This window comes from Spirochaetota bacterium (genome assembly GCA_025061835.1).
GTDB lineage: Bacteria > Spirochaetota > Brevinematia > DTOW01 > DTOW01 > SKYB106.
On sequence record JANXAC010000007.1, the window covers coordinates 75,133 to 91,980 of the forward strand.

Sequence of the window (16,848 nt, forward strand, 5' to 3'; positions counted from 1 at the left end):
TTTATAGTTTATTCTCCTAATGTATCTTCAACATCAAGTTGGAGTTCTTTTAGTGCTTCTACCGCTTTCATCTCATTGTTTAGAACTTTCTGGATGTATTCATCAAGAATATCTCTAATCTCTATCCATTTTACAGGTCTTTTGAAATCTGTAACATACTGTAGTGCATCAAGATAAACTTTGCTATCAACCTGTGGTTGATTTTTAACTATCGCTGATGCTTTTAGGAATGCATCAGAGTACGCGACTGATTTTCTTATAGGTATAGCAAGACCACTGTTGGCAACATCCTTCTGTATTTCAGGACTTGATAGGAACTTTATGAGTTTCCACGAGAGTTCTGGGTTTTTGGTAGTTGCGTATGCGCAGTAGGCGACTGTGAAAAGCGTTGATGCTCTTTTAACTTTTCCTTTTGGCATTTGAGCAACATTCCACTTGAATTTGGTTATTTCTCTAAACCTTAAGGTAGCCCATCTTCCATAAGCAGCCATTCCTGCTCTACCATCAACGAACATAGCATCTCCGCTCCCGAAATCTCTGGCTGCGGTCATTTTAGGTGCTGCCTTGTGAACCCAAATAAGGTCAGCAAGGAATTGGACTGCCTCCGCATTTGGTTTAAGATAAGGCTCTTTACCTAGAACAAAATTACCATCGTTATCAAAAAATGTTCCACCATTCGCATACACCCAGTTTCTCCACCAGTTCGCCCAAGTCTCTAGCACAAATCCATACTGGTCAATGTTACCATCACCATTCAGGTCTTTAGTAAGTTTCTTAGATGCACTTACGAAGTCATCCCATGTCCAGTTATCGTTCGGATACTTTACACCAAACTTATCAAACATATCCATGTTGTAGTATAGAACGAGTGTTGTAAAGTCTTTTGCTATTCCGTATAACCTACCCTTATACCTAAACTCGTTAAAAGGTGCTTCAAAGAAATCACTAGGATTAACTTCATCTTTGTCTCGGTTTAGAAAGTCATCAAGTTGAAGTAGATGTCCCCTAGATACCAATCCTGCAAAGTCTTCTATATCAAGATAAAAAACATCCGGTGGTGTTCCACCTGCTATCATTGTCTTCAGTTTTTGACCAAAGTTCAGAGAGTCGACATGTATGCCTTCAATCTCAACACCTGGATTTTGTTGGATAAAAGAGTTTATGTAACTCAATACTACCTCTTTCTCCTCAGTAGTTCCCCAATACATAAACACTAGTTTGTTTGAGGGCGCCCCACAGGACCACAACATCACAGTTGAAAACACTACTATCCCTAATATCAGATACCTGAATGCCTGCATAGTAACCTCCTTTAATATGCCTCTAATTATAAATACTCATCAGATATTTGTAAAGAAAATTCGCTGAAATGCAGTAATTTCTAATTTTCTCATTTAGGAGATAGATAACATCCAAGACTTTGATTATTAACTAATTTTGACCCTATGCGGCGATTGTTAGCTCAAAGATTTCACTTCATATTGGTCTCTTTGGTGACCATTAAGAAGGGTAGCTATTAGTTATAAAAGATTTAAGTTTTGACAATGACTAATATTATCGTAAAGAATTAGAATAATATGAACTTTAAGAAAGATGCGGTTTTGATCCTAAAAGATGGGACTGCGTTTTTTGGTAGGTCGGTCGGATACCGAGGAACTACTTGGGGGGAAGTCGTCTTCAACACTGGTATGACAGGCTATCAAGAAATACTAACAGACCCTTCATATCACCGGCAGATTGTTGTAATGACCTACCCTCACATTGGGAATTATGGTGTCAACCACAACGATGTTGAGTCTGACTCTCCGAAAGTAGCAGGATTTGTAATGAGAGAAATCTGCGACTACCCGAGCAACTCCGACTCAAAAATGTCAATAAGAGAATACCTTGTGGATAACAAGATAGTTGCTATTGACAGAGTAGATACAAGAAGATTAACTAGACACATTAGAGACAACGGAGCAATGATGGCTATAATATCACACGAAATAGACCAAGTTGAAAAACTCAAGAAAGAAGTTAAAAACCTTCCTGACATGGTAGGACTTGATTTGACGATTGATGTCTCAACAAAGGAAAAAAAGACAATCATAGAAGTAGAGAATAGTATCTATAATATCGTAGCTCTTGATTACGGTGTTAAATGGAATATCATAAGGTTGTTTGCAGAAAGAAAGGCTAGATTAACTGTCTTACCATATAGTGTTTCATCTGATGATATTATGTCTCTAAAACCTGATGGTATCTTCGTTTCAAATGGTCCTGGAGATCCTGCAGCAACAACACACGCTATAAAATTACTTAAAGAATTGATCGGCAAAAAACCTATCTTCGGTATATGTTTAGGACACCAACTCATATCTCTAGCCCTAGGCGGTAAAACATATAAATTAAAGTTTGGACACCACGCAATTAACCATCCTGTCAAGAACTTGATGACAGGTAGAGTTGAAATAACTTCACAGAATCACGGATTTGCAGTTGATCCTTCTACCCTACCAAAGGATGTAGAGGTATCTCACATTAACCTGAATGATCAATCAGTAGAAGGTATAGTCTGTGAAAGTAGAAACCTTATGGCTGTTCAGTATCACCCAGAGGCAGGACCAGGTCCTCACGATTCAAGGTATCTTTTTGATGATTTTATCAAAATGATTGGAAAAGCTTAGTGAGCCAATCTACTCTCTACCTATATACTCAAACTTCTCTGTATCTATCATTATTGAGTCTCCTGTTTTTATAAACCCCGGAACCATTATCTCTATATTCCCCTCAATCACTGCAGGCTTCCAAACACTCTTATCGGTTCCAGAAGATACATCACCTGTTTGTAGGACCTTAACCTTTATCTTCTCCGGTTTATTAACCGATATTGCTCTACCTTCGTAGATAACTACCTCAACCTCATCGTTCTCTTTTAGAAAGTTCCCAAATTTACCTAATGAAGAAGCGCTAACCTCATACTGCTCATAGTTCTCTTCATCCATAAAGTAGAATGTATCTTGATCTTTGTATGAAAAAACACACTTTACCATCTGAACATCTGGTACTTCAACCTTGTCTGAAGGATTGAACCTTCTATCGTGAAAACTACCCGTTGAAAGGACAACATATTTCACATGAACTATTGATCCAAACTGACCACCACCACTTTTTTTGTCAATCTCTATAACTCTACAAACTTCACCATCTATACTTAAAAAATCACCCTTATGAACGTCTACTACATTTTTTGTTTCTGCCATACTATCCTCCAGGAGTAATTTAAGTTTATAAAAGTAAAATTTAACTTTCAATAGAAACCGGCTCTGAAGTTTATAGGATGGACCGGTAAAAATTAATGTGAAAGAATCTCATCTCGCCTCGTAAAATAAAGGTAAAAGAAAGAAAAACCAGCAAAAAACTATAAATCCCTTTATCGAAAACTTTCTATTTGATCTATTTTAAAGACAGGAAAGATTTGAAAACTGCGTGGGCAAGTTATGAACACGAGGCATTAAGAGTTACTCTTCTACAAAAAAATACCAAACTCTTGACAAAAACTCATAACATTGTTATAGAAAGAGACACGAATTATCTTTTATAATGGCTTCAGAAGGATGCTATCAATAACACCAGTTAGCGTAGATAATAGATTCTTTGGTATAGAGATTGACAACATAGTTGAGATAATAACAAATAAGGAATTCTTCGTTATACCTAAAGTTCCAAGTTTTACCGTAGGTCTTGTCAATATGAGGGGTGAGATAATACCTGTGTTCAGTCTAGGAACTATACTTTTCGGAGTTAGGAAAGAGATAAACGGGAACATACTTAACAATGTTATAACTTGTAGAGTTGGGGAGAAAAAAATGTGTCTTCTGGTTGATAAACTATATAAGGTTGTTTATGCTGAAGAATCAGATATAAGGAGCTACACCGAGAATATTTGGAAAGACCTAAAGTTTGTGAAGTTTTTTGTTGATGTAAAAGAACTCAATACTCTAGTTGGCGTAATTGATGTTGAAAGCATAGTCAAATATATAGATAAATCAAACAGAGAATTCTACAAATCTACTAGGAGGTAATTATGAGGATAGAATATATAAATCCTTTCATAGAGGCTACCTTTGAGGTCCTGTCAGAGGTTTTAAGAACAGATAGCATAAAGAGAGGTGAGCTCTTTCTCAAGAAGAGTATCACGCCATCTCATTCTGTAAGCATAATAATAGGTATTACAGGCCCTGCTAACGGAAGAGTCATAATAGATATGGAAGAGCCTACAGCTCTAAAAATACTACAGGCAATGACATCTAGTAGCTTTAATTCCATATCCCAAATAGGTGAGTATGAAAAATCTGCTTTAAGTGAGTTAGGTAACATAATAACTGGTAGCGCTATAGCAAAGTTATATAAAAAAGGATTTGCTTTCGTCCTGACCCCACCAACCGTTATAACAGGTAAAGACTACGATATTGATACACCACAGATAGAAACTCTAGTAGTTCCAATAATACTACCAATAGGGCAAATTGAGATAAACATTGCATTGAAAGAATCGTAGTTATGAAAGTAGGTATATTAACTAATATATTTCTCAGCGGAAGTAACATATCTTCGTACCTTAAAAGAAAAGGATTACAAGTAAATTTGATGTCTGTTTCACTTCTCTCAAAGGAAAACCTTCAAAACTTCGTCAAAAATAATGACATTATTGTAATTGATGTATTTCCATCCGTATTAAAAGAAACGATAGCGAAAATAAGAGATCTTGATCTTAACAAACCTCTTTTCGTATTAGGTGATAGTCAATCTTACAAGGATATTATAGATATTTCAAGGATGGGTATATATAAGTATCTCAAAAAACCATTAGACCCACAAGTTCTTCTTAAACATATAAACGAATATCAGTTGAGGGAAGAAATTAGCGAAAGGAATGCAAAGAAAGGTTTTGCTATATATACGAGAGTAGTAAATGGCATAACTACAGTTAATGTCCTTGGCTATCTACAAGAAGAGATAATTGACGACTTAAAAGAAATAGTAAGTAAATCTAGCAAGGTAATAATATCCTTAAACGGAATAAGTTCCATGAGTCTAGACACAGATGTCTTGAAACGGCTTAAAGAATTACTTAACAGCGGTTCTGAAGTCAAGTTTGTTCTGGTGAGAGAGAAAATAAAGAACATTTTAGTTGAAGAAGGAATACAAGAAAGTTTAATATTCCCTAATGAATTTTCTGCAGTGAGAAGTTTTCAGTCAGGAGGTAATTTATGATAGAACAAGTAAACATAGTTAAACCTGATGGTAGTAAATACAAAGCACTCGTCGTAGATGACTCGGCTTTTACACTAAAGCAGATTACTCAAATACTCATGTCAGCAGGTATTGAAGTGGTAGGTAATGCTCCTAGGGGGGAGGATGCCATAAGAATGTATAAAGAACTTTATCCAAATGTTGATTTTATGACGCTTGACATTACTATGCCTGACATTGACGGTCTTCAGGTTCTTAAGGAAATCCTGTCTTTTGATAAAAACGCAAAAATAATTATGGTAACCGCTTTAGGAAGGGAAGATATAGTAAAGACTGCTATAATGAATGGTGCAAAGGGTTTCATCTTGAAGCCACTTGACAGATTAAAGGTTCTTGAAAGAATAAAAGCCATTCTTGGTGCTTAAATATGCTTAATACTTGATGGTAGGAATAACGATAGGCGATCCTTCTGGAATAGGACCTGAGGTTATACTTAAATCAATACTGCAACTTAGTAATGATCAGTTAAGCAGAATCCTTCTAATAGGAAGCACAGAACTATTTAGGTTTTGGGCTAATTATTATGGTTTTGACTTAAATTTTCGCAACTATCAAGAGACTAAAGTTAAAGGTATTCCAGTAGTAGATGTTGGTATAGATTTTGGGAAGATAAGTTTAGAAGACTTAGTATCATCTGAAGAGTCATCTGCCAGAGTTTCGCTAGAAAGCATCAACAAATCAATTGAGCTTTTGAAATCTAGTGTAATAAATTCCGTTGTTAATTCTCCTGTGTCAAAAGAAAGAATATCAAGAATACATCAGGGTTTTAAAGGTCATACTGGATACTATGCGAAGCATTTTGATATAACTAACTACAACATGGCATTTTATAGTGATGATTTTAGAGTTGTGTTGCTTACCGATCATATCCCTCTTATGGAAGTAGGTAGATATGTAAAGAAAGATAACATAAAGAGAACGATATTGAATTCCTATAACTGGGCTAGAACACTTGATAGGAATGATAATCCATTAGTTGGTATATGCGGGCTTAACCCACACGCGGGAGAAGGTGGAACTTTAGGCAACGAGGAAAAAGAGATACTAGATGCTATAAGAGAGTTAGGGATGGATGTCATAGGACCTCTACCACCAGACACAGCATTTGTAGAATACAAGAAAAGGAAACTTAACTGTCTTGTATGTCTATACCACGACCAAGGTTTGATTGGCTTCAAATTACTTCATTTTACAGATGGTATTAATGTAACACTAGGATTACCTTTTGTTAGGTGCAGTCCCGATCATGGGACTGCTTTTGATATAGTAGGCAAAGGCGTAGCAAACAATGATAGTATGACTAATGCTATTAAGTATGCTTTAAGGTTTGAACCTGAAGTTAAGCGATACTCCTAAACTCCTATTGTTATCCAACAGGTCAAATCCTGTTATTCCTATAGACACCCAGTTTGCAGGAACAATACTCAAACCAAGGTTAAACACCCCTCTACCATCAGATGAGAAGAAGGGGTCATAGATTACTCTGTAGGAGTAGTTAGCCAGCTCTGCTTTCAAGAATAGAACGTCTGAAAGTATTGACTTCTGAATGCCGAAAAACACATTTAGGTTCCAATCGTAATTCGGAGCGAAGGCAATACCAAACCCGAAAGTCAAATCCCATCCACCACCTATTGACAATCCAAAAAGTCCATCTCCTCCTAGGAGTAAAAATGAAAATCCGATGTCATTTGGTCTTGTGAACCATTGTAGATCTCCATATATGCCTAGACCAGATGTTATCTGGTATTTAGCAGAGAATATTACTGGAAATACTCCTCCGCTACGTCCAGTGTCATAATCAGCAGCAACGCCGAAGTTGAAGTTTTGGAATGCAATGCTCAAAACAGGGGAAAGAACGGAACCGGGAAACAAAACCCACTGTAATCCTAAACCTATCTCAAAAGATCTTGAGACATCAATTGAAGGATATACTATTATCCCTGTTCCTCCAGTTGAAGCAAAATCAAAGTCCTTTGATAAAGCAAAAACTCCACCAACTAGACTAAGTAACATCAACGATGCAATGGTAGTAAGAATATATTTTCTCATACCAATCCTCCATTAGTTCAGAATTGTGAATAAAATTATGCTAATACTACAAATTAATTCGGTATATTAGTTAATACTGAAATTTGGTCAATAGTCTGGTATTTTTGTTGAAGAGTATTCCGAATAATCCATTTTCATAACTTACCCAAGCAATTCTCAACCCTCCTTGTAGAAAGTTTCTGATAAAGTGGTTCATAGTTTTTCTGTTTGTCATATTCCCCTTCTTTTGCCTTCATTTTACGATATAATAAGATTTTTATATTAAGTTATTACTAACTCATCTACAAACTTCAGTTTTTACCAAACTCTCCTAAATATTAACTTTGTAAGTCTTTGTAATAGACTTTCATAATCTCAAAGTCATAGTTAAAGAGAGCATTTATGGTTAAAGTTGTTGTATATCCGGGAACGTTTGACCCTATAACCAACGGTCATATAGACATAGCAACTAGAGCCTCCATGGTGTTTGACAAAGTGATAATAGCGATACCTAAATGTTCTTTTCACAAAACTCCTCTGTTTACGGTAGAGGAAAGAATTGAGATGGCTAAAGTAGCCTTTGAAAATAACCCTAGAATAGAGGTTATGTCATTTGATGGACTGCTTGTGGATTTCGTAAAGAGTGTCGGAGCAATAGCGATAGTGAGAGGACTAAGAGCAGTTTCAGACTTTGAGTATGAATTACAAGTAGCATTGATGAATATGAATATGAAAGGAGTTGAAACCATATTCTTTATGACAAGTGAAGAGAATATGTTTGTAAGTTCGTCAATAATAAAAGAGGTTGCTATCCTTGGAGGAGATGTCAGTAATAAGGTTCCGAAAATCGTTTATGAGAGGTTAAAAGATAAGTTTAAAACTCCCAAATAGCAATCTTACCATCTCTATCACCAGATATGAGGAAATTATTATCGTGTGAGACTCTTATAGACATCACATCATTACTATGCCATTCCAGAGTGTTCTCTAAACTCAGTTTTTGAGCATTCCAGATTTTTATCTTAAACGATTTACCTCCACTTATTATGTATTTACCACTTCTATCAAAGATACCAACTACTATGTCCTTTTTGTCATCGTCAAAAATTTTACCTTCAAGATTAAATGACATATTCCATAGTGATATATGACTATCGGCGGAAAATAGTGCTATCCTATCTCCTGATGAGTCAACAAACTCTAAAGGTCCCGCATGTGCTCTCAGAGTTGAGACAACTTTAAAAGTATCTGGTTCCAAAACCTTTGATGTTTTATCAAGACTAGCAGTTATAAGGTATTTGTTGTCGTATGTTAGTTTAACTTTCCATATCTCTTCAGAGTGTATGTTTTGTTTATCTTCAAGGTAAAGTTTCTTACCGTCAAAGGAAATCCTATAAACAAAACCATTTACATCTGAAGCAAATATTTTACCTCTGCCAACCTCTATACTTTGTATTCCTTTGTCGCTTATCCTTATGTTATCAATAAATTTAAGGTCCTTATCAAAAACTTCAACAAAGTCATAACTTCCAGCAAACACAAAATTACCATCCTCTGAAAACCTCACGGGTGGTCCCCATAGTGGTTGATAAAGTCTCCTTATTGATCTTAACTCTTTTATCTGTGGTAGTTTTGATATATCCCAAATTCTTATAAACTTATCCGCGCCACCACTAACCATAAGCTTACCATCAGGTGAAATATCCATATAGTATATGTATGATGCGTGTCCTTGTATAGTGTTCAAAGGGGACTTCTTTTTTGAAATATCATGTTTTACAATACTATGCTGACCGTCTGGTAGAATTTGCTTTTTGTCTTCACTATACAAAACCTTCTCTTTAACAACAGTTTGATCCTCTTTCGTTTCAGGAACACAAGAAAACAATACCCAAAAACCTATCAGAATGTATAACCACTTCATAATACGAATCTAAACGAAAGAAAACTCTGTTTCAACTAAAATTTCTTGAATAGTCTTTAGAGGTTTCATTGATAGGTTATTCAACAACTTTAGAATACTCTTCGGAAAGTAACACCAAACTACTGTGTAAAAAATAACTCAACAAAATAGATAAATGGGGATTTCAAAACTTAAAATATTCAGTATGCGAAGACTGTTAGGAGGGCTTTTAATATTTTTCTTTACACTGCCATTAATATCGTATCTTTACTACCCCTCATTACTCGGATACGACAACCTTCTATCAAACATTTTGAGAAAGATTGTGTATATATTCAGAGTATTAGTAGGTGAAGATAACACAGTACCTTTCCTTATACTCCTCAACATATCTTTTCTACCTCTTGTATTCAAAAGATCATTTTATCACTTCTTCAAAAATCTTCTTGGTTTGGAACTAGTTGCGATAGGATGGCTTGGGATATATGGAATATCAACACAAGACCGAAAACCTTACATAATAGGTGTTATAACATACGACCTGTCAAACCTCTTTAGCAATCTACTAGGATATGTGTTGTCTTATATAGTTTTCTTGGTTTTGGGAATAATAGGTTTGTTGCTGATTATTACTTCATACAGAACTTCATCAAGGGTGGCCGGGATAATCTTTGGAAGCACAGTTTTTGTAATAGGTAAAATCTCTGAATTTGTTAGATCTTTGTTTGAATATGATGAGAGAGGCGTTGTCTTTGAGAATCCAAAAAGTCAACCAAGTCAGTCAAAGTCTAGTGGTTTTAGTGTTAATTCGGTAAGTGATGGGAGTAATTCTAAAAAGAGGGATGTTTTCATTGAGATAACCGAGATAGATGATACTGATGATAAAGATAGGAGTAAGAATAAAGATGTTTATAAAACTTCTTCAGACAACGACTACCAAGAAAAGAATTTAGCTGCTTACGATCATTTAAGAGGACTGTTTCGGAGTGATGAGACTTACAGAACCAGTCAGGATGATTTCAGTTATCTTGAAGAGGATTTTGAAAAATTCAGTGGCGATGCTGATGAGTCTTTACACAAAGAGAATAATAGAATAATGGATGTTGAAATTGTCAGAGAGGATGAGGAGGAGAGTCTGAATGAATTTAGCAAGGATAAGGTAAATTATTCCAACGATACTGGAGTATTTACGGGTAAGTATCCGCCACCAATTGAACTTCTGGATGAAGTTGAATTTGATACTATCAATAGCGTAGATGTCCTGAAAGAAGTTGAAGACACAAAAAGGATAATAAAGAACACTTTCACAGAGTTCAAGATAGATGCTGATATTGAAGGTGTTGTCAGAGGACCTGTTGTTACAATGTATGAGGTGAGACCGAAGCCTGGAACTAAGATAGCGAAGATAGTTAATATATCAGACAACCTTGCTTTAAACCTAGCAACATCTAGAGTTAGGATTGTTTATCCTATACCTGGGAAGTCCGTGATAGGAGTTGAGATACCTAACAAGGTCAGAAGAATAGTTAAGATAAGGGAAATACTTGAGTCTAGGGAATACCGTGATAGTAAGGTTAGACTACCACTCGTTATAGGTGTAGATATTCACGGAAGACCTGTTGTTGAGGATTTAACGCAGATGCCACACCTTTTAATAGCAGGTTCAACAGGTTCAGGTAAGAGTGTGTATGTAAATTCCATAATCGCTGGTTTGTTGTATAGCAAAGGACCTGATGAACTTAAGTTTATAATGATTGACCTCAAGATAGTTGAACTTAAGGTTTATAATGGTATTCCTCATTTACTGACTCCAGTTATAACAACACCTTCAAAGTCAAAAGCAGTCTTGGAATGGCTTGTTGCCGAAATGCAATATAGGTATAAAAAACTTGAATATCTAGGTAGTAGGGACATCGTTCAATATAATGCAAAAGTTAGTAAGATAGGTGATGAGACTCTTGAAAAACTACCTTACATAGTTTTGATAATAGATGAATATGCGGACTTGATGATGACATCACCTAAAGAGACAGAAGATTACATAACGAGGCTTGCTGCGATGTCAAGAGCAGTAGGAATACATCTGATAATAGCAACTCAAAGACCGTCGGTAGATGTTGTCACTGGACTCATAAAGGCAAACTTTCCTGCTAGAGTCGCTTTTAGAGTTGCTTCAAAAGTAGACTCAAGAACAATACTAGATACAATAGGAGCAGAAAAACTTCTCGGTAAAGGAGACTTACTATTCACAAGCCCATCTCATCCAACATTACTCAGAGTTCAAGGTAGTTATATATCAAATGAAGAGGTTGAAAGAGTAGTTAATTACCTAATTGAGCAAGACTCTCCAAACTACATTGACCTATCACAATACGAAGAAGAGACTAGAAGAGAGGAAAGCGAGTTTGAGGATGAAGGGGAAGAGTTTTCTGACGAACTGTATAACCAAGCGATAGAAATAGTCGTTAGGGAGAAGAAGGCTTCAGCTTCCTACTTACAGAGAAGACTTAGGATAGGATATAACCGCGCAGCTAGAATGATTGAAAGGATGGAACAGGAAGGTATAGTAGGTCCTCAACAGGGTAGCAAACCAAGAGAAATATTAATTGATGAATCGCTTTTAGATAAGTTTCGTAAGACAAAGTAGGATTAAATCTCAACTTGAACTACTCACTGAACCAAATTCAATAGAAGAAGTATTAACGGTCATCGGATTGAACTTGGAACTTACTTACTAGATAGGGTGAGTACAATTTTCAAGCGATGTTCTACGAAGAAGATAAAGAAGTATTTCAAGAATAGTAAATTGATGACAACGTTAGGTTTTACTTTAAAGAGGCTACAATGTTGTTTAACATTTTCCAGAAATACAAGAAGATAAATGGCCCTTTTACTTTCCTATTACTAGTTTATTATTGTGAGTTCTGTCTTTCAGTGAGATTTAGACAGGCATTCTAACGACCAATATTGGATTTGGGATTATTAAACTACATATCAAAGTATTCTTTTAGTATATTCTTTATTTCTGGGCTTTTGAGTTTTTTTAGTGCTTTTGTTTCTATTTGTCTTATTCTTTCACGAGTGACCTTGAATATGTATCCTACCTCTTCCAATGTATGTACATAACCGTCCTCAAGACCAAACCTCATCTTAAGAACTTTCTGCTCTCTCTTGGGTAGTGTTGATAGGACTTGCTCTATGACTTCAGACAGAAGGTTATTCATCGTCTTGGTGTATGGATTCACAGATTTGACATCTTCTATAAAGTCTCCGATATTAGTATCTTCACTTCTAGCGGTTGGGCTATCCAGTGAAATCGGATCTTTCATGGAATTTAGTATCTGTGCTATTCTTGCTTCTGGAACACCCATTCTTTCTGCTATCTCCTGATTTAGCGGTTGTCTTCCTAGTTCTTCCATAAGCTCTTTTTCTACCTTCCTTATTTCATTCACATACTCAATGAGGTGAATTGGTATTCTTATCGTTCTTGATTGCTCTGATATGGACCTTGTAATTGCTTGTTTAATCCACCAAGTTGCATAGGTTGAGAATTTGAAGCCTTTCTTATACTCAAACTTCTCAACTGCTTTCATAAGTCCAATATTTCCTTCTTGTATCAAGTCAAACAGAGACAATCCCTTATTGACATACTTTTTAGCTATAGACACAACAAGCCTTAAATTTGCCTCTATTAGCCTGTGTTTTGCCTTTTCAATCTTGTCTTTCGCCTCCTTAACTCTAGCATACCATCCCTCCAGAAGCGATAGATCGTTTATGTTTAGTTGCCTTTTTATTTTGTTTATAGCAAGTTTTGCTCTCTTTATCCTAGCGATATCTGTTATAAGGTCATCATCAGTGAGTTCCGCCTCATAAAGGAAATATTCATCAAGGTATTTGAGATCTTCCATCTGCTCAATCTTATCAACAGACTTGCCATACTTGAGTTCTATATCTTTGAGAACCTTAAGATTGCTATTCATTTCGTTGTATAGGTCTATTATTCTATCCGCACTCCTCTTTATTAGGTCTATATTTAGGTTCAGATCCTTTATCTCACCAAGTAGAACCTTTCTTACCTCATCAACCTCCTCTACTGGTATTACATCGGGGGGGTATTGGTCGTGAATAGTCTTTATCTTCTTAAGTCCCCAAGTAACAACTTCCCTGAGTTTCTTTATCCTTTCAGAAAGAGCCTTCCTATCTTTAGGTGAAAAACTGTATATCCTAGGTAGAGACAAAACTTCATACAACTTACTCCTACTCTCCTTCGCCCTGTCAAGTGCTCTCTTAACCTCAAATATTATAACACCGGACTCATTTGCAACTCTGTATATCTCCTGATTCCCCTCCTCCATCTGTTTAGTGAGTTCTATCTCGTCCTCATGAGTGAGAAGTTTTGCGTATCCTATCTTCTTCATATAGATTCTCAAAGGATTATCATTCGTAGAAAATCCGTCTAGATTTATCAGTTTTGAGTCAATCTCATCATCTTGTTTTATATCTTCAATTATCTCTATCCCCATCTTCTGTAGGATACCAAAAAGATACTCTATCCTTTCAGGATCAAAATCTTCAGGTAGTAAATCATTTATCTCTTCATAGGAAATTTTACCCTTTATTGAGCCTAGAGAGATAATTTTCTTGACCGCTGGAATACTCATAATCTCCTTTTCTATATCAATCTCTTCCTCTTCATCTTCGCTTGATGTAGAACCTTCTCTCGTTGATAAAGATAAACTCTCAACCTCTTCATCCCTAGAATCTTCATCATTATAGTCTTCATACGGATCATCAATATGATCCTCAATATCATTCACATCTTCACTATCATCAATCTCCTCAACAGTATCACTTGATACATCATTTTCACTTTCATCAACTAAATGGAATCCTTCAAGGTCTTCTTCAAACCCTCTACCTTTAAAAATATCCTTCATACTACCTCCTTAAAAGGCGAATAGAAAGAAAAGAGAAACACATTATTATATATACAATAAAAGTTGAAAAAATCCTAAAAACCTAGAATAACTTTTAACTTTTCCTTTTCAACCTCTATCTGTTCTTTTATGAACTTCATTCTCTCTCTTATTCTATTCCGTTCTTCTTTGTCAGTAGTAATGTAATAAATACTTATAAGATAATCAAGTTCTCTATTCAACTTGTCTATTACACTTTTGATTCGCTGTCTCTCATCAATCTGTATATACTCGTAAAGATTTGTAATATAGGTTGTATTGGTGAAATAATTTGTGTAGTTATAATAATTCGTTATCACAAAAAAATTAGTTTGGAAGAAGTTTGTTGATACATTTGTCTGCTTTATTCCCAGTTCTTTAGTATCAACCGTTTGAACATTCGTAGCTAAACTTATGAACTTAAATTTTCTGGAGACCTCACCATATATGTTGGTTGATATAGCAAAACCTGATACCTTAACTTTGACTTCGTATTCTCCACTAGGTATCCCCTGATTTCCAAAGACATCCCACGAGAACAAAACTGTGTCGTTGATCTTGAAGTTCGTTAAAGTAAATACTTTGTTGTTCGTTACATAGAAGTAATTCGTGTTTAGTTCAATTTCTACAGATAGGTCCTTAACATCAACACCGGATGTGTTCTCAATGCTTACAGACGCTATGAACGGAAATTTCGTTACTTCCTCTGGAGTAGTAAGTGATGTAGAGAAACTATCAAACTTCTTAAGCGTATCACCATACAGTCCGTATATGGTTGAATATAGGGTAAGTTCTTGAGGTTTCAGTAAAACTTCTTTGAAGTATATACCAACAGCTGCATCTCTGCCCCCAAACAGTCCTCCTCCAAGTGAGCTACCAACTTCTGGAAGATACTTAAATTTATCCCTGTCTAGTTTTCTCCAGTTCGCAAATACTAACATTGATGGAGTTGACACATCTGCGATCCCACTTACAATTCCCATACTTCTAACTTTAGGATCTTTTACCGAGTCAAAAGAGTACCAAATATTAGGCATATTCCCTTCGTAGAAAACCGTTTCACTATCTATCTTCCCATACGGCGGCACAAAGAATGGAGCCACATCACCTTCACCCAAAGTAGTATCAAGTAGTAGTCTTACATTTACTCTGTGTTCCTTGTTGTCTTCATTAACAACGATATAACTTATTCTAACAGTATCATCTCTCAAAGTAAAAGGGTTAGTTATTATTTCAATTATCTGAAGAAGTTTTATCTTATCATACTTCTTTGGTCGCCATGTCCAAACTAGCCTATTCTTTGATAAACCAGGTCTATTTTCAAAGTATCCATCATCAGTCCCAACAGCAAAGCCTTCGTCATTCACAAGTATTGATGGGTAAGTTGTCGGAGGCATCTTCTCAAAAAGTATTCTCTTTTTATCATCATTCGGATTGTCAGGATCACCCACAAGCGTTGAAATATAAAACCTACCACTAGAATTGTCCATAACAACTTCTATGTATTTTGAACTTATACCAGATTGACCAAATGCCTCATAAGATATCAAAAACAGTATTTTGAACAATGACACTATGATAATTCTGCGAATCCTTACCATTTCCATAATTTTCGGAAACACTAGATGGTTTTTACATAACATTCAATCTAATCTATCTTCATTATAATCATACAAGTGATGAGTTGTAAAGTGAGGTTAGTGAATAGTAAGGATAGTTGTGTTGTAATTCTTATAAAACACACTAATTTTGGCTACCAATTTTATATATGAGAAAGATTTCAAGTTAGTTGTGAGTTTTAGCCTTTATAATTAGCATATAGAAAATACTTAATGAAATTCTTCATCATAAATTTATGACTTACGAGGTGGTATTATGAGAAAATTCAGGTTTGGTTTTGCAACAAAAAGTGCTATTGTATTTGCATTGATTGTATTCCTAGTAGTCTTTGTAGTTATGAATTATGTTCTCAATATTTTTTACGCAAGATTTAAGGAAAGTATCAGGAACGTAGTTGATTCTATAAATGAAGGGGCAAGAAACGATATTTTCGGTAGAATGGTAAGTTCAATAAACTCATACGGAGATTATATTCTTCAAAACAGGGTTGACGAGTACAGCTTTTTCAAAAACGTTATTGAAAAGAGTTTATATCAACAGTCAGATGCTTATAGTATAGTCAAAACTAATGAACAAGGTTTTATTCTATCCTGTTTTTATTACGATGGTGAGAGATTTTACTCAAAGGATAGCTCGTTTTCAGAAGATTTGGAACTTACCTTGCTTTTGAGAGATATAATGAAAAGTAGGAAAATAACTAATGATTTGTTTTTTTCACTTGGAAAAAGAGGATTTGTTTATTTCTACATACTTAACAAGGGAGTTATAGGGGCAAAATTTTATCCAGCAATATTTAATAGGTCTTTCCTTGAAAGTATATTTGGTAAACTACCTTTCTTCTATGCTGTAAAAGTTAAGGGCAAAGAAGATAAGTATTATAGTGATACGGGATTTGTTATAAGGGCTATGGAATATATGCCAGATATCAATATGGATCAAGCATATAGTCAGTTGAGTTCCAGAATGGTCAATGAGTCTGGTGTTGAATATGCTGTTTTTGGTAGGGATGTTGTGTTCTACATAAAAAGGGACTACATAAGTTTC

General features: G+C 35.4%; 15 protein-coding genes. 9 read left to right on the plus strand and 6 right to left on the minus strand.

All coding sequences use genetic code 11. From position 1 onward, the window contains the following. Nucleotides 1–8: 8 nt before the first annotated feature. Nucleotides 9–1,301, minus strand: coding sequence for a sugar ABC transporter substrate-binding protein (locus NZ579_04310; GenBank protein MCS7299172.1), 1,293 nt, complete (start codon nt 1,299–1,301; stop codon nt 9–11). Between the two features lie 276 nt (nt 1,302–1,577). On the opposite strand from NZ579_04310, the gene carA reads away from it, so the two are divergent. Continuing rightward, the gene (gene carA, locus NZ579_04315; protein ID MCS7299173.1) at nt 1,578–2,669 is read left to right on the plus strand and encodes a glutamine-hydrolyzing carbamoyl-phosphate synthase small subunit; all 1,092 of its coding nucleotides are present in this window, start codon (nt 1,578–1,580) and stop codon (nt 2,667–2,669) included. Nucleotides 2,670–2,678: 9 nt separating this feature from the next. On the opposite strand, the gene NZ579_04320 is transcribed toward carA, so the two are convergent. Then, the gene (locus NZ579_04320) at nt 2,679–3,245 is read right to left on the minus strand and encodes an elongation factor P (protein ID MCS7299174.1); all 567 of its coding nucleotides are present in this window, start codon (nt 3,243–3,245) and stop codon (nt 2,679–2,681) included. A gap of 354 nt (nt 3,246–3,599) precedes the next feature. On the opposite strand from NZ579_04320, the gene NZ579_04325 reads away from it, so the two are divergent. From NZ579_04325 to pdxA, 5 genes are read left to right on the plus strand one after another with little or no spacing between them, the layout of a single operon-like run. After that, entirely contained in the window at nt 3,600–4,067 is a 468-nt protein-coding gene (locus tag NZ579_04325; GenBank protein ID MCS7299175.1) for a chemotaxis protein CheW, read from the plus strand. A gap of 2 nt (nt 4,068–4,069) precedes the next feature. Further along, nucleotides 4,070–4,543 (plus strand): chemotaxis protein CheX, encoded by a 474-nt coding sequence (locus NZ579_04330; GenBank protein MCS7299176.1) that lies wholly within the window; start codon nt 4,070–4,072, stop codon nt 4,541–4,543. A 2-nt stretch (nt 4,544–4,545) separates the two neighbouring features. Then, nucleotides 4,546–5,259, plus strand: coding sequence for a hypothetical protein (locus NZ579_04335; GenBank protein MCS7299177.1), 714 nt, complete (start codon nt 4,546–4,548; stop codon nt 5,257–5,259). Further along, nucleotides 5,256–5,663 (plus strand): response regulator, encoded by a 408-nt coding sequence (locus NZ579_04340; GenBank protein MCS7299178.1) that lies wholly within the window; start codon nt 5,256–5,258, stop codon nt 5,661–5,663. The genes NZ579_04335 and NZ579_04340 overlap by 4 nt, the downstream gene beginning before the upstream one ends. A gap of 16 nt (nt 5,664–5,679) precedes the next feature. After that, nucleotides 5,680–6,654: a 4-hydroxythreonine-4-phosphate dehydrogenase PdxA gene (gene pdxA, locus NZ579_04345; protein ID MCS7299179.1), complete on the plus strand. Its 975-nt coding sequence runs from the start codon at nt 5,680–5,682 to the stop codon at nt 6,652–6,654. Here pdxA and NZ579_04350 read toward each other — a convergent pair. Continuing rightward, nucleotides 6,619–7,347 carry a hypothetical protein gene (locus tag NZ579_04350; protein ID MCS7299180.1) on the minus strand — a complete coding sequence of 243 codons (729 nt, stop codon included), beginning with the start codon at nt 7,345–7,347 and terminating at the stop codon, nt 6,619–6,621. The genes pdxA and NZ579_04350 overlap by 36 nt on opposite strands. 381 nt (nt 7,348–7,728) lie before the next feature. Here NZ579_04350 and coaD point away from each other — a divergent pair, with 381 nt between their 5' ends. After that, nucleotides 7,729–8,217, plus strand: a complete 489-nt coding sequence (gene coaD, locus NZ579_04355) for a pantetheine-phosphate adenylyltransferase (protein MCS7299181.1) — start codon at nt 7,729–7,731, stop codon at nt 8,215–8,217. Here the strand turns inward: coaD and NZ579_04360 are convergent. After that, on the minus strand, nt 8,201–9,250 hold the full coding sequence (locus tag NZ579_04360; GenBank protein MCS7299182.1) for a hypothetical protein: 1,050 nt from the start codon (nt 9,248–9,250) through the stop codon (nt 8,201–8,203). The genes coaD and NZ579_04360 overlap by 17 nt on opposite strands. 184 nt (nt 9,251–9,434) lie before the next feature. Between NZ579_04360 and NZ579_04365 the strand changes: the two genes are divergently transcribed. Then, complete coding sequence (locus tag NZ579_04365; protein ID MCS7299183.1) at nt 9,435–11,876, plus strand: DNA translocase FtsK; 2,442 nt, start codon at nt 9,435–9,437, stop codon at nt 11,874–11,876. A gap of 340 nt (nt 11,877–12,216) precedes the next feature. On the opposite strand, the gene NZ579_04370 is transcribed toward NZ579_04365, so the two are convergent. Continuing rightward, on the minus strand, nt 12,217–14,166 hold the full coding sequence (locus NZ579_04370; GenBank protein ID MCS7299184.1) for a sigma-70 family RNA polymerase sigma factor: 1,950 nt from the start codon (nt 14,164–14,166) through the stop codon (nt 12,217–12,219). Between the two features lie 74 nt (nt 14,167–14,240). After that, nucleotides 14,241–15,785 carry a hypothetical protein gene (locus tag NZ579_04375; protein MCS7299185.1) on the minus strand — a complete coding sequence of 515 codons (1,545 nt, stop codon included), beginning with the start codon at nt 15,783–15,785 and terminating at the stop codon, nt 14,241–14,243. Nucleotides 15,786–16,059: 274 nt separating this feature from the next. On the opposite strand from NZ579_04375, the gene NZ579_04380 reads away from it, so the two are divergent. Further along, the coding region (locus NZ579_04380; GenBank protein ID MCS7299186.1) for a hypothetical protein at nt 16,060–16,848 on the plus strand (789 nt) is incomplete at its 3' end.